The sequence below is a fragment of the Oceanobacter sp. 4_MG-2023 genome (genome assembly GCF_030689165.1).
Taxonomy (GTDB): domain Bacteria; phylum Pseudomonadota; class Gammaproteobacteria; order Pseudomonadales; family Oceanobacteraceae; genus Oceanobacter.
This window is the reverse complement of sequence record NZ_JAUYVV010000005.1, coordinates 88,068-102,843: the sequence shown is the minus strand read 5'-3', so window position 1 is coordinate 102,843 and position 14,776 is coordinate 88,068. Positions and strand designations below refer to the sequence as shown.

Annotated in this window: 9 protein-coding genes; all 9 read left to right on the top strand. The window is 47.4% G+C overall.

Translation table 11 applies throughout. The annotated features are described in order from the left end of the window. Nucleotides 1-257: 257 nt before the first annotated feature. The 9 genes from Q8W24_RS05750 (at nt 258) to pqqB (ending at nt 14,615) form a co-directional block, all read left to right on the top strand. Nucleotides 258-581 carry a helix-turn-helix transcriptional regulator gene (locus Q8W24_RS05750; RefSeq protein WP_303433999.1) on the top strand — a complete coding sequence of 108 codons (324 nt, stop codon included), beginning with the start codon at nt 258-260 and terminating at the stop codon, nt 579-581. Beyond that, nucleotides 575-1,894, top strand: coding sequence for a type II toxin-antitoxin system HipA family toxin (locus Q8W24_RS05745; protein WP_305474686.1), 1,320 nt, complete (start codon nt 575-577; stop codon nt 1,892-1,894). The genes Q8W24_RS05750 and Q8W24_RS05745 overlap by 7 nt, the downstream gene beginning before the upstream one ends. Before the next feature lie 180 nt (nt 1,895-2,074). Beyond that, nucleotides 2,075-4,453, top strand: coding sequence for a class I SAM-dependent DNA methyltransferase (locus Q8W24_RS05740; RefSeq protein ID WP_305474684.1), 2,379 nt, complete (start codon nt 2,075-2,077; stop codon nt 4,451-4,453). Next, nucleotides 4,453-5,748 carry a restriction endonuclease subunit S gene (locus tag Q8W24_RS05735; protein WP_305474742.1) on the top strand — a complete coding sequence of 432 codons (1,296 nt, stop codon included), beginning with the start codon at nt 4,453-4,455 and terminating at the stop codon, nt 5,746-5,748. Before Q8W24_RS05740 ends, Q8W24_RS05735 begins: the two co-directional genes overlap by 1 nt. Nucleotides 5,749-6,060: 312 nt before the next feature. Further along, a complete protein-coding gene (locus Q8W24_RS05730) occupies nt 6,061-7,716 on the top strand; it encodes a DUF262 domain-containing protein (RefSeq protein WP_305474681.1) in 1,656 nt (551 codons plus the stop codon). Continuing rightward, complete coding sequence (locus Q8W24_RS05725; protein ID WP_305474679.1) at nt 7,709-9,790, top strand: DUF262 domain-containing protein; 2,082 nt, start codon at nt 7,709-7,711, stop codon at nt 9,788-9,790. Before Q8W24_RS05730 ends, Q8W24_RS05725 begins: the two co-directional genes overlap by 8 nt. Before the next feature lie 36 nt (nt 9,791-9,826). Then, on the top strand, nt 9,827-13,078 hold the full coding sequence (locus tag Q8W24_RS05720) for a type I restriction endonuclease subunit R (RefSeq protein WP_305414856.1): 3,252 nt from the start codon (nt 9,827-9,829) through the stop codon (nt 13,076-13,078). A 365-nt stretch (nt 13,079-13,443) separates the two neighbouring features. Next, complete coding sequence (gene pqqA / locus Q8W24_RS05715; protein WP_283171941.1) at nt 13,444-13,515, top strand: pyrroloquinoline quinone precursor peptide PqqA; 72 nt, start codon at nt 13,444-13,446, stop codon at nt 13,513-13,515. Between the two features lie 185 nt (nt 13,516-13,700). Continuing rightward, nucleotides 13,701-14,615: a pyrroloquinoline quinone biosynthesis protein PqqB gene (pqqB, locus tag Q8W24_RS05710; protein WP_305451308.1), complete on the top strand. Its 915-nt coding sequence runs from the start codon at nt 13,701-13,703 to the stop codon at nt 14,613-14,615. Nucleotides 14,616-14,776 lie beyond the last annotated feature (161 nt).

Below are 14,776 nucleotides of genomic sequence, written 5' to 3'. Positions count from 1 at the left end.
GGTTTCTGTTATCCAGCCCTTGTTAAACAGACTACAAGCAAAGTATGAGCAGAATACAAGCAAAGTACGAATAAAGTACAAACAAAGTGCAAGAGAAGTACAAAGTCCCTAAAAAGTTACTTTAGGTGATAAAAGCCCAGTTAATGCAACCAATCAAGCACATTAAAATATATATTTGACAGGTTTTTTGTAAAGTCCTAAATTAAGAACATTAAGCAAATAAACCAGATTTAAAGTAACCAAAACGGGACTTTAAAATGAAAGTCGAGACCGCTACAGCACTGGCAGAAGAGATCGGCGACAGGTTGAAGCAAGCCCGACTCAACCGGGACCTCACCCAATCCGAAGTGGCAGCGCTTGCTGGCATAGCCCGCAAAACGGTTCTGAATGCAGAAAAAGGAAAAGTGCAGCTCGATACCATGATCGCGATATTAATGGCACTGGACCTCACAGAACAGATTGATCTCTTCCTCCCTCAGCAAGAAATTTCTCCCCTGCAACTGGCCAAACTACAAGGCAAAAAAAGGCAGAGAGCCTCTGGCCAACGCAGCAATAAAAATGAGGAAACGCCAGAATGGTAATGGAAGCCATCAGAATAACTTACCAGGACGAACTGGTTGGCGCAGTGAGTTTTAACACTGAAAAGGGGTTCGGCTCATTTGAATACGACCCTGGCTTCGTAAAAAATGGCGTCGAACTGTCCCCAATCAAAATGCCATTATCGGGCCGCATTTATAGCTTTCCTGAGCTGGGTTTCAATACGTTTAAAGGACTGCCCGGATTAATTGCCGATTCATTGCCAGATGATTTTGGCAACGCAGTGCTCAACGCATGGGTTGCAGGACAAGGCCGCTCACCGAACGAAATTACGCCACTGCAACGCCTTCAATACACAGGAAAGCGAGGCATGGGCGCACTGGAATATGCACCAGCGACACAGCTACGAAGTTTGAATGCGTCACAACAGGTAGAAATCCAATCGCTCGTTGCAATTGCACAGGAAATACTCAACTCACGAAATGATTTTGCCGTAGCACTCAAACAAAATGGCCAGGATGACAGAGAAGCAATGATGTCTTTGTTATCTGTAGGCATGAGTGCAGGAGGAGCAAGACCAAAAGCAGTACTGGCATTTAACAAAGATTTTACCCAGGTTCGCTCTGGCCAAGCCAACGTACCCAACGGTTTTACTCATTACCTGATGAAATTTGATGGCGTGAGTGAGCATAACAAACATCAAGAAACCTTCGGTGATCCATCAGGTTATGGTGCCATGGAGTTTGTTTATTATTTAATGGCCCAAAAATGCGGTGTCGATATGATGCCATGCCGCTTGCTTGACGAAGGCAAGCGACGACACTTTATTACCCAGCGATTTGACCGAATTAACAACAGCAAGGTACACGTACAAACGCTTAACGGCCTTGCCCACGTTGACTATAAAAAACCGGGTTCATTTTCTTACGCCGAATTATTTGGCATAGCCAGACAGCTGAAACTATCCGCTCTTGACGCCGAGCAACTTTTCAAGCGCATGACCTTTAACATCATTGCGAGAAACCATGACGACCACTCAAAAAACGTGGCTTTTATGCTGAAAAAAGACAAATGGTCGCTCGCACCGGCTTATGATTTGGCCTACAGCTACAAACCAGGCAGCCAATGGGTGAACAGCCACTGGATGAGCCTGAATGGTAAAAGAGATCACTTTACACGAAGTGATTTCCATAGCCTGGAAAAACTCAGCCCGATTTTTAACAAAAGAAAAATCGACGATATTATTGATACAACCATTGAGCACGTATCAACCTGGCGTCAGCTTGCGCAGGAACAGGAAGTACCAAAAACACTGATAGATGAAATACAAGAAAACTTGCGCCTCGATCTTGAGTGATGTTGATCTGCCTGGCCAGCCAGGCAAGCGTCATGGCCTTGCGGTAACTCATTTACCCGCAAAATATACCTAACAGCCGTTCTCTATAGTACACTGATTTTCAACCAAAAAGAGGCAGCGGACGCTTCATCTCTTTCCCCGCTGGCTCTGCTAATACGTTTTATAAGGCAAAGCTATTTCATGACTGACTTCTCTCAAACGGCCGCATTCATCTGGTCGGTGGCTGACCTTCTGCGTGGTGATTTCAAACAAAGCCAATACGGGCGGGTGATTCTGCCTTTTACCTTGTTGCGTCGTCTGGAGTGCGTACTGGAGGCAGATAAAACAGCGGTTTTGAGCGAATGCGAAAAAGTACAAGGCATGCACCTGCCCGCGGAAGCCACGGAGAAACTGATTCTGCGGGCAACCAGCCAAAACTTCTTTAACACATCCCCCATGTCGCTCGATAAACTGGGTGAAACAGGCATTAAAGACAACCTCGAAAACTATGTTCAATGCTTTTCCAAAGATGCCCGGGAGATTTTTGAATACTTCAAGTTTGATGAGTTTGTCGGCCTGCTGAGTGATGCCAACCTGCTCTACAAAGTGGTGCAGAAGTTTGCCAATACCGACCTGAGCCCCGACGCCATTTCCAACCACGAAATGGGCCTGGTGTTTGAAGAGCTGATCCGCCGTTTTGCGGAGAGCTCGAATGAAACCGCAGGGGAACACTTTACCCCACGGGATATCGTCCGCCTGACCACCTCGCTGGTGTTTATGGAGGATGACGACGCGCTGACGAAAGACGGCATTATCCGCACCATCTATGACCCCACCGCAGGGACAGGCGGCTTCCTGTCGAGTGGTATGGAATATGTGCATGAGCTCAATGCCAATGCGGTCATGCGTGCCTTTGGGCAAGAGTTGAACCCCGAGTCTTACGCTATCTGTAAAGCGGATATGCTGATTAAAGGGCAGGATGTTAGCCGTATTAAACTGGGCAACACGCTGTCAAACGATCAACTCTACGCCGATAAATTCGACTACATGCTGTCTAATCCACCGTTTGGAGTGGACTGGAAAAAGGTCGAGGGCGACATTAAGGATGAGCATACCCTGAAGGGCTATGATGGCCGTTTTGGGCCTGGGCTGCCACGGGTGTCGGATGGCTCGCTGCTGTTTCTGCTGCACCTGATCAGCAAGCTGCGCGATACCTCGATAAACCAGTCAGGCATTGCTGAAGGCGGTGGCCGTATCGGCATTATCCTCAACGGCTCGCCTTTGTTTACCGGCGGCGCAGGAAGCGGAGAGAGCGAGATTCGCCGTTATATCCTCGAAGCCGATCTGCTGGAAGCAATTATCGCCTTGCCGAATGATATGTTCTACAACACCGGCATCGCGACGTATGTTTGGGTGCTGTCGAACAAGAAATCAGCCGAACGCAAAGGCAAGGTACAGCTGATTAACGCCGTCAACCTCTGTGGCAAGATGCGTAAATCGCTAGGCTCTAAACGTAACGAGATGAGCGCAGACGATATCCGCATGATCACCCGCTGTTTTGGTGGTTTTGAAGCCATCGATAATCAGTCGCTGGATAAACCTGCCGAGCAAAAGAGCAGCCGGGGTCGCCAAGCGGCCAACCCCAAACCAGAAACAACCAAAACCTTCGCCAGCAAAATATTTAATACCACCGATTTTGGTTATCGCCGTATTACCATCGAGCGGCCATTACGGTTATCCGTACAGCTCAGTGATGAACGCCTGGAAGCACTGCGTTTTGCCCCCAAACCCTTTAATGCACCGATGCAGTGGATCTGGCTGGCCTATGGTGGCGATTGGGATGAGACGAATTACGGCCAGCTTGCCGACGTTGCGATCGAAATCAGGGCCGAACTCAAGGCCAGCTACCCTGAACTGAAAGAGAAGCAGATCAAGGAGCTGCTGGATAGCAAACTCTGGTTGAGCCAACAAGCCCTGCTGGATAAAGGCCATCAGCTACAAGCGGCATTAGGTGCAGCAATGGGGTCAGACAGGGTTATTGACCAACCCTGCGATGACTTTAACCACTTTGAAGATACGCTGAAACTCGCCATCAGGCAGACCGGCATCAAGCTGGATGTCAAAGAGAAGAAACAACTACTGGATGCCATTAGCTGGAAAAACCCAGCGGCACAACCCGTTATCAAGAAAGTGCTGAAAGGGTCGGCTCAGGCCAGCCCTCAGGGTAAAAAGTACGGTGCTTTTGAAACAACCGTTAATGGCAAACCCGCCGTGGTGGAATACCAGCCCGATGGCGACTTGCGGGATAACGAAAACGTCCCCCTCGACCCCTCACAACCCACCGAAATCCTGATCGAAAGCTACTTCGACCGTGAAGTGGCTCCCCATGTGCCCGATGCCTGGATCGATGCCAATAAGCGCGATGCCAAAGATGAAGAGATCGGTATTGTCGGCTATGAAATCCCCTTTAATCGGCATTTTTATGTGTACCAGCCACCGCGCAGTCTGGAGGAGATTGATGCTGACCTAGACCAAGTGAGTGCGGAGATTATGGAGCTGCTGCGGGAGGTGCATTCGTGATGAATGGTAAATATCAGTCCTATTCAGAGTTAAAAGGAACAGGGATTCTTGGTTTAGAAAAAATTCCAACTAACTGGGACCTAAAGCGCATTAAATATCTTTTTAGTATTGGCCGAGGTCGAGTGATTTCAGGACAGGAACTGATAGATGAAGGCCTGTATCCCGTTTACTCATCACAAACAAAAAATAATGGATGCCTTGGTTATATCGGTACTTATGATTTTGATTGTAAACAAATTACTTGGACAACCGATGGAGCAAATGCGGGAACAGTTTTTTTGCGAGAAGGGAAGCATAACTGCACTAATGTATGCGGAACATTGCAGCCAAAAAATAATGAGATGATCATGAGTTATGCTCTTTATTGTTTAGAGTACGTTACTCAGTTTCACAAGCGCCCAGATACGAATGGCGCGAAAATAATGAATAATGAAATGGCTGAGATATCCATTACTCAGCCTTCAGCATTAGATCAAATATGCATCGCCAACTTCCTCGACCACGAAACCGCTAAGATCGACACCCTGATCGACAAGCAACAGCAACTGATCAAACTGCTGAAAGAGAAGCGTCAGGCGGTGATCAGCCATGCCGTCACCAAAGGCCTGAACCCCAACGCCCCGATGAAAGATTCAGGTGTTGAGTGGTTGGGCGAAGTGCCAGAGCATTGGGATGTGTTAAGACTTTTCCGAGTAGGAAAGATTGGCCAAGGCTGTTCATTTCCTCATTCAATACAGGGACAAGAAACAGGAGAGTTACCTTGGTTCAAAGTAATGGATATGAATTCTCCAGGTAATGAGGAGGTAATGAGTATTGCGGCTAATTGTATTAATTATGATCTTGCAGCAAGAATCAATACACCTGTTTTTCAACCAGATACCATAATATTTCCAAGAGTTGGGGCCGCTCTACTTACAAATAAACGACGAATACTATCTGAACCATCAGTAGTGGATGATAATATTTACGCATTCACACCGACCAAAGTGCATCCTAGATTTGCGTACATGATTTTACAACTCATAGATATGTCAACTCTGTGCAGTCCTGGTCTTGTTCCAACAATCACGTTTTCCGCAATAAATAACGTACGCATACCACTGCCCCCAGTTGATGAGCAGATTGTAATAGTGGAGACAATAGATACTCAGTCAGCGAAGATACAAGTGTTGACTCAGAGGGCAGAAAACGTAATCTCATTACTGAAAGAACGCCGCACAGCCCTAATCTCCGCCGCTGTCACAGGCAAAATCGACGTTCGCAACTTCAAAGCCGGCGATACGCATGTGGCTTAGTATGAGTGGCTCGGCAGGCACCGTTCCTGCGTACCTCGACCGCGGCACTGGCACCGCGCTGCCTGTAGCCATCTTGAGTGATCACTGGATGCTCGGGATACGCGTGTTCCTGATTGGTGCTAAACAGCATGGCTGGATAGCAAGATGAGCCTTGCAAGGATGCGAACGAATGACTAAAACACCACAATCATCTGATAATAACCAGTCGCTTTTAAATAAAGCGCTCGGTTTTGATGACAGGTTTCAGTACAGCCTATCGATCTTGACCGTGCTCATTAGGGCTGTATTTCATCAGACCATGATGGTTAAAGTATGAATATAACGACTCATATAGATAATCCAACCGATGTTTATGTTAATAAGCAGACGTTGGCACAGTTACTCCAGCTTAATTTGATACTGCCTCCGTATCAGCGGCGTTACTGCTGGGGTGAGTCACAAGTGGCGGCACTGTTAGGGGATATTGATAGCTTATTGCGAGACAAAGGGGGAGAGGAGGCGCAGTATCAAGTGCCGCTCTTTTTAGGCACGGTGATTTTGCACCAGGAGGGTGACGTTAAACTGCGTAATAACTTAGTGGATGGCCAACAGCGGGCACTAACCCTGAGTTTATTACTCATTGCGCTGCATCGTTATAACAACCGATTAAACAACGGCATTGATGTTTATCAGTTAGCGGGCATCGAGCAGCCTGGTTTATTAAACGCTAGGTTTAGCCACAATCAGGCGCAGCAGCAATTGGCACTTAATTTTAAACAGATAGAGCAGCATATTAACAATGCCGCTTGGGCGAACAATCAAGAAAAGCTAGCCCAGATGCTCGCAGGTATTGAATGCGTGGTGATCACGATTCACTCCATCGATCAGGCGTTTGCTTTTTTTGATAGTCAAAATAGCTCAGGCAAACGTTTATCTGAGTTTGATCTGCTTAAAGCACGTCACCTGCGTGGCATTGTTTCTCACCCATCCGTAGGCATTGGTTGCTCTCGTATTTGGGAAGAGTATGAATTACTCAAGCTTAACAGCTGTCGTAACTATTCCGTCGCTTACTATTTGACCAAGCAATTATTGGGATACACACGCCAGCGGCAACGGGGCAAACCCGTGGATACGTTACAACTAGACGCTGAATACCCTGTATCTACGCAATCGATCACGTCATCTGCAACACATCAGCACACGCCGACAGTAGTCTTGTCTGGGCTGACTAACTCGCCTTTTTGTCGTGATTGGCAGGTTGAGTATAATGCGGAGAAAAGAGACAGTTTTCCCTTTACATTTACCCATCAATTGTCGCTGCATGGGGAGAAAATTTCCCATGATGTAGAGGATGTGAGCCTACTGCCTTTACAGTTAAATCAGCCATTGATTGGCGGTGAGCAGTTTTTCATTTTTATTGCCAAATATGTGGCACTGTATAAGCAGTTATTTGCTTCTGACATCAATACTCAATCTGCAACTGATAACGGGGAGGTGGTTAGCATGCAAGAGCGTTATTTGCAGCTACATCGCGGGCTTGAAGCCAGGCAAGGTTTAGGCTATCCCCGTTTGATTCAAGTGTGGCAATCATTAGTTATTTTTTATGTGGACCGATTTGGGCAGGATAAGAATTTAGACACCTTTGTACAATTGAGCGATCAATATGTGTTTAGTTTACGCATCGCTATGGCTCGATTGTCTCGCGTATCGATTGAAAAGTCGTTACGCAGTGATGAACTGTTTTTAAGATTTGCTCAATTGGCAACCTCGTCTCAAGCGATTAATTTGCTACGAAAGCTTATTGAAAAACGATCGACTGATAAGGTGTTAAACGAACGCTTAATGGAAGGAATTAAAGGCATAAGTGCAAACTACATCAAGCTGTTTTATTGGCATGAAGATAAAAGCAGTGATGCACTTCGTTACCCTGATAACGGGTTAACCCGCTTACTGTTGAAACATAAAAAGAGGAAGTCGCCGAGTGAATAATCCCGTCACTGAGCAGCCTGCTTCGCTTACAACAGCTAAATTCAGCCCTAAGGTTATGGTGAGTGGGCATGGTTGTCTAGCGGCTGAGCTATCGGATATACCCTTTTTGATTCCTATCTACCAGCGTTTATATAGTTGGGAAACTGAGCACGTACAGGGCTTGTTGGATGATTTATGGGATGCCTTTCGATACGGTGTGCCTCTGAATCAACAAAAAGAGTATTTTATAGGTGCCTTAGTCGTCACCCGTGAGACGGTTGAAGGTCAAGTGCTGTTAGAACTGATTGATGGCCAACAACGTTTAACAACATTATGGCTGTTGGCATCAGTGCTGGTCACTAAATCTGAACTCGAACTGGAAAGGCGCTCACAATGGCAGCAATTTATTGCCTTGGCTCAGCAGTCCCGATTAGTATTCTCTGGGCGAGAAGCGGATATAAAATCGTTTAACACCTTCATACAAAATGTTGGGCAAGATAAGGAAGGGCGTTATAGCGCCAATAATCAACAGTGGTTAAGCAATACGGCTATGATTAATGCCCGCACTGTGATTGCTAATTTTTTCTCTGCTAGAGCTAACGATTGGAATCATGACAGGTTGCAGGCCTTTAGTGATTATATTTGGGCAAAGGCGACCTTCGTTATTACGCAGCTTGATACTCATACGGATAAGGAGCGCTTTTTCGATACCATGAATAGCCGGGGAATCCAGCTAGAAAAACATGAAATATTGAAGGCGCTAATGCTGACCGGTTTAAATGATGACGAACGGGTCGCTTACGCACGGGTGTGGGATTTATGTGCAGATATTCATGGTTACTTACCCAGTGAACTACAAACCGCAGTGAACTTTGGCTTTGCTCCGCTACATAACATGGAAAAAAACGACCTGTTTTCTGCGTGTAAAATAGTAGAAGTTGCGGACAATAGGGATGCGCTCACGGGGGATTTGAGTTTAGAGGCTATTTTAGCTCCTGAGTTTTCATTATCTGTGGTGGTTGATACGCAACAAAGTGTGCCCCCTGCGGTTAAAAGTCCCGTGTCTTTTCCTGTTTTTTTATTGCATGTATTGAGTATTTTCCTTAAAGAAAATTCAGACTTGCCGGTTAAACAGAAAACAGTTTCGCTTGACGGTAAAAAGCTAATCGAAACATTTAAACCCGTGTTTGAAAACAGTGATAAAAGCCTACGGGTGGCTTTTATCGAGTGTTTACTGAAATGCAGGCTATTGCTGGATAACTTTATTATCAAAGGTCATACGGATACTGCTAATGCCTATGCTGATTGGAAAATTTCGTCACGGTTAGCAGATCCCTGTAGAAAGTCGCCGGCTAAGTTTACCGGAGAGGTATGGAAATCTATCCAAATGTTGCAATCGATGATGCATTTTAGTCCGATGAATGGCGGCCAACGGACAACATGGCTATCCCCTGTACTCAGCGCGTTAATCGCTCAACAAAATGCGCCCGGTACTGATGCATTTGCGCAGAGCTTTTTAGCGACCTTGCAGCTGCATGATAAGGCCTATGCCAACTCCATATTAAATGGTCAATCCTTAAGCAGTGCATTGGGGGCAGGTGAGGGGAACGCGCTGGGAACTCAGGTTCATCATTATTGGTTTTATAAGTTAGAATACTGTTTATGGCGGCTATGGTATAACTCATCCGCAGGCGATAAGAATACTCTCTGCCCTAAACCGGACAACCTTTCAGCCCCGCAATTGACCTTTCGTATGCGCTCGGTAAACTCGGTTGAACATATTAGTCCGCAAAGCCAGAATAATGGCGAAGTCGATGCGGCTATGCTTGATCGCTTTGGCAATCTTGCTTTAATTTCGATCAGCGAAAACTCAACCTATAGTGATGCCGACCCTCTGACCAAAAGAGGGATTTTTGTGTCTCACTTGAAAAAGGGGTTAATTCAATCATTAAAGTTAGCGCATATTTTTTCTACATTTGAGACTGATTCATCCGATTGGACAAATGAGGCTATGGCGCAACATGAACAAAAGATGCTCGATGTATTAACAGCGTTTCATGACGAAGGTTCGGCGTTCAATAACAGCACGCTATAGGTTTTAAGTAATTACTCTGTAAGGGATTATCGGGATATGGGTAAAGCTAACGAGTCAACTTTTCAAAACGACATTATCAAACAGCTAATCGCTAACGGCTGGTTGCTTGGTCAGCCCTCTGGCTATAACCGCAAGCTGGCGCTGTATGAAGAGGACTTGCTCGGTTTTGTACAAGAGACTCAGCCAGAACAATGGCAAAAATACGGCAAACTCTATCCGCAAAACCCTGAACAACACTTTTTGGAACGGGTGGCTGCTCAGTTATCCAAGGCAGACCCGAATGCCGCCAGCAAGGATCTGCGCACCTTTGGCACGCTGGGTGTGCTGCGTAATGAGCTGAAAGATCGCGGCACTCGTTTCCGTCTCTGTCAGTTCAGGCCGGATCATAATCTCAACCCAGATACCTTGGTGCGCTACCAGAAGAACCGTCTGCGGGTGGTGCCTGAATTGGTGTATAGCCCTTATGCCACCGAGGCGCATCTGGCTGAAACAGGCAAACAGGCCAAAAAATGGCGCATCGACCTGGTGTTGTTTCTTAATGGTTTGCCTGTCGCCACGCTGGAACTGAAATCCGAGTTCAAGCAGGCGGTTAATAATGCGATCAAGCAATACAAACTGACCCGCCTGCCGAAAGACCCCATCACGAATAAACCTGAACCGCTGCTTACCTTTAAACGCGGCGCGTTGGTGCATTTTGCGGTCAGCCAATACGAAGTGTATATGGCGACAAAACTGGAGGGGGCGAACACCTTCTTCCTGCCGTTCAATAAAGGCACTGCCGCGGGAGCGGCGGGTAATGATATTCCTGCTGATCCGAATGAATATGCCACGGCTTATCTGTGGCATGAGGTGCTGGCTCCCGATAATCTGCTGAAAATTCTGGCGAAGTTTGTTCATCTGCAAATCGAAGATAAAGAAGACTGGCAGGGTAAAAAGAGCAAGAAAGAAACCATGATCTTCCCCCGTTATCATCAGTGGGATGTCGTTAATAAACTGGTCGGGGATGCTCGTGACAATGGCCCTGGCCATAAATACCTGGTGCAGCATAGTGCCGGCTCGGGTAAATCAAACTCTATCGCCTGGACCGCTCACCAACTCGCCTCACTGTATGATGCCAGGGGGGATAAACGCTTTCATTCGGTGATTGTGGTCACCGACCGTACCGTACTCGATGATCAGCTACAGGACACCATCTATCAGTTTGAACATGCCGATGGTGTGGTGGGGCGAATCAATAACAAAGAGGGCCAGGGTTCCAAATCAGAAAAACTGGCCACTGCGCTGGAAAATGCTCAGCCGATTATTATTGTGACTATTCAGACTTTTCCTTTTGTGCTGAAAGCGATTGAGAACAGCGTCAGCCTGAAAACACGTAACTATGCGGTGATTGCCGATGAGGCCCATTCATCCCAGTCAGGCTCGACTGCGCGGCAGCTGAAAGAAGTGTTGATGACCGACTCGACCGATCCGGTAGATGATGAGTTAACATCAGAAGATATTCTGGACGCTACCATCAGCGCCCGAAAAGGCTCACAAAACCTCAGTTATTTTGCCTTTACCGCCACCCCCAAATCGAAAACCCTGGAACTGTTTGGCCGCTTGCCTGATCCTGATTTGCCGGCTTCATCCACCAATAAGCCTGAGGCTTATCATGTTTACAGTATGCGCCAGGCGATTGAGGAGGGTTTTATCCTTGATGTGCTGAAAAACTATACCAGTTACAAGGTGGCGTATAACCTGGCGGAAAAAGCCCGAGAGCAAGACAAGGAGGTGGATAGCAAACGGGCCAAGGTCAAACTGAACCAATGGGTGCGGTTGCATGATTACAATATTGCGCAAAAAGTGCAGGTGATTATCGAGCACTTTAAAACCAATGTGATGGGGCTGTTGGGCGGCCAGGCAAAAGCGATGGTGGTGACCAGTTCCCGTAAAGAAGCGGTGCGCTACAAATTGGCGTTTGATAAGTATGTGGCCGAAAATAAATACCAGAATATCACTGCGATGGTGGCTTTCTCTGCTGAGGTTGAGTTTAACGAGGATGACCCTAATGCCACCGGGCTTATTGGTGAGAAGTTTACCGAAAACAATATGAATCCCGCGCTCAAAGGGCGTGATATGCGTAAAGCCTTTGATTCTGATGATTATCAGGTGATGCTGGTTGCCAACAAGTTTCAGACAGGGTTTGACCAACCCAAGCTGTGCGCCATGTACGTGGACAAAAAACTGGGTGGTGTTGAATGTGTCCAGACTCTCTCCCGACTGAATCGAACCTATCCGGGCAAAGCCGAATCAGGCACCTTTGTACTGGATTTTTTTAACGATCCCCAGGATATTCTCGACGCCTTTCAGCCCTATTATCAAACCGCTGAACTTACCGATGTTTCTGATCCCAATCTGGTTTATGACCTGTGTGAGAAGCTTAAAGCGCAGGGTGTTTTTACCTGGTGTGAGGTCGAACAGTTTTGTACGGCTTTTTTTGTTCCCAACAAGAGCAATGCGGCCATCAGTAATATCTGTAAACCGGCCGTTGAACGCTGGCAAAAACGTTACGCCTTGGCTATTGATGCCTATAAAACAGCAAAAGAGATGTTTGAGCGCTGCAAGGCGTCTGGTGATGCGGTGCTGATTGCCAATGCGGAAAACAGCTTTAAAGAATGCAAGCAGGAAAAAGACGCACTGGAGATATTCAAGAAAGATCTGGGCAGCTTTGTTCGTTTTTATGAGTTTATGTCACAGATCGTCGATTATGACGATAAAGAGCTGGAAAAGCTCAGCCTGTATGCGCGCCATCTTCGGCCCATGTTGCGGGAAAAAGTCAGTGACGATGATGATGTCGATCTGACTAATGTCGCCCTGAGCCATTACCGCCTGTCGAAGATTCGCCAGCAGGATCTCAAGCTGAAAGACGATGCGCCGGATTACACGCTTGACCCCAATACCGATGTGGGTTCTGCCAAAGCCAAAGATAAAAAAGAGGAGCTATTGTCGGTTATTCTACAGCGCCTGAACGAGTTGTTTGTTACCGATAACCTGACCGATGATGACATGCTCAACTATGCCCGCACCGTAGCGGACAAGGTGGGTGAAAATGATAGGGTCATGCACCAGATTCGTAACAACTCCTCGGAGCAGGCCTTTCTCGGCGATTTTCCGCAGGCGGTTGATGATGCGGTGATGGACAGCTCTGACGCACATCGGAACCAGATGATGCAGATCCTGAGTAATCCACAAGTGGCCCAAGGGTTTGCACGGGTGGTGTTTGATTTATTGGCGAACCAGCAAAAATAGGTGTGCAGGTTCTGCCGGGTTGATAGGGGGCGAGGTTTTGCCCAGGTGTTGGCCAGCGGTTCTTGTGGGGATCTTTAGCATGTCAAAAACCAATACTTTGGGCCTATATTCAGAGCGCTAAAGTAGACTTTTTTCTGTCCGGCAGGTGGCCGACACTGACTCTATCATCAGTAAGGGTCACTGGCCGTTGTGCCGGTGTGCTGCAAGGCTGGTGGTGGCCATCATCGGAATTCCCCATTCAGGGGGTGTACGACCTCCGGTGTGTATCCATAGATCCAAGGTGCTCTGGCGAACACCAAACACCTTTGGGAAGCTGTTCAGGGAGCAGGAATAATCCTGTTTCATAACAATAAGAGGAAACAACTATGTGGACTAAACCAGCCTACAACGACCTGCGTATCGGCTTCGAAGTAACCATGTACTTCAGCCACCGCTAATGTCTGCCGGAGCGGTAACGCTCTGGAAGACGGGAGTTTACTCCTGATTGCCCGAGTACGCTGCGGGCTGAAAGTGCCCGGGGTAGTTGCTATTTCGGGCATTTTTTCGGGCATTTTTAATGCTGCGATAGCCTCGGTAACAATGCGCGGTGCGTTTCTAACAAAAACAATAAACAGGCTTACTCATGAAAATTCATGTTCTCGGCTCTGCTGCCGGTGGCGGTTTCCCGCAGTGGAACTGTAATTGCGTTAACTGCAAGGGTTATCGGGATGGCACGATCAAGGCGACCGCCCGTACCCAGTCTTCTATTTGTGTGTCTGCGGATGGTGAACGCTGGCTGTTATTCAATACGTCGCCGGATATTCGTGCCCAGCTGGCCTCGTTTGCGCCATTACAACCGGCTCGTCAGGATCGCGATACCGGGATTCATGCCATTGTGCTGATGGATGCCCAGATCGATCATTCCACCGGCTTGCTGATGCTGCGGGAAGGTCTGCCGCTCGACGTGTACACCACGGCTCCGGTGCATGAGGATCTGAGCACGGGGTTTCCCTTGTTTACCATGTTGAAAAAATGGAACGGTGGCCCGCGGCATCATGATATTCCGCTGGATGGCCGTTCGTTCTCCATTCCTGGTATGGAAGCTTTGAAAATCACTGCCATGCCGCTTGATAGTAATGCTCCGCCGTATTCTCCCCGCCGTGGTAATCCGATGCCGGGGGATAATATCGGGGTGTTTATTGAGGATACTCTCACCGGCGGCAAGCTGTTTTATGCTCCGGGGTTGGGGGTGATTGAAGATCATCTGTTGCCCTGGATGGCGCAAGCCGACTGCCTGCTGGTGGACGGTACGTTGTGGACGGATGATGAAATGATCAATATGGGCCTGAGTCAGTCGACCGGGCAAATGATGGGGCATCTGGCGCAGTCCGGGGACGGCGGCATGCTGGATGTACTGGCCCAGTACCCGGACAAGCGTAAAGTGCTGATTCATATCAACAACACCAATCCGATCCTGAACGAAGAATCCGCCGAGCGCGCCATTGTTGAGGAACAGGGGGTTGAGATTTCCTGGGACGGTATGGAAATCGACATCTAACTGCTGTTAGCTGTTAAAATAGCGTGAACTAAAAAGACACGGATTAAAAAAGAGCACTGATTAAAAAGAGCGTGAATCAAAAGAAAAACAAAATATTTACAACAGAACATATAAAAAGAACATTAAAAGAAGAATATCCACCGGCAAGCGGTAAAAAGCCG

Excerpts from the sequence above, each read along its gene's own strand:
- Q8W24_RS05735 (WP_305474742.1), top strand. The coding sequence starts at position 4,453 with ATGAATGGTAAATATCAGTCCTATTCAGAGTTAAAAGGAACAGGGATT.
- Q8W24_RS05745 (WP_305474686.1), top strand. The coding sequence starts at position 575 with ATGGTAATGGAAGCCATCAGAATAACTTACCAGGACGAACTGGTTGGC.
- Q8W24_RS05720 (WP_305414856.1), top strand. The coding sequence starts at position 9,827 with ATGGGTAAAGCTAACGAGTCAACTTTTCAAAACGACATTATCAAACAG.
- Q8W24_RS05730 (WP_305474681.1), top strand. The coding sequence starts at position 6,061 with ATGAATATAACGACTCATATAGATAATCCAACCGATGTTTATGTTAAT.
- Q8W24_RS05740 (WP_305474684.1), top strand. The coding sequence starts at position 2,075 with ATGACTGACTTCTCTCAAACGGCCGCATTCATCTGGTCGGTGGCTGAC.
- pqqB (WP_305451308.1), top strand. The coding sequence starts at position 13,701 with ATGAAAATTCATGTTCTCGGCTCTGCTGCCGGTGGCGGTTTCCCGCAG.
- Q8W24_RS05750 (WP_303433999.1), top strand. The coding sequence starts at position 258 with ATGAAAGTCGAGACCGCTACAGCACTGGCAGAAGAGATCGGCGACAGG.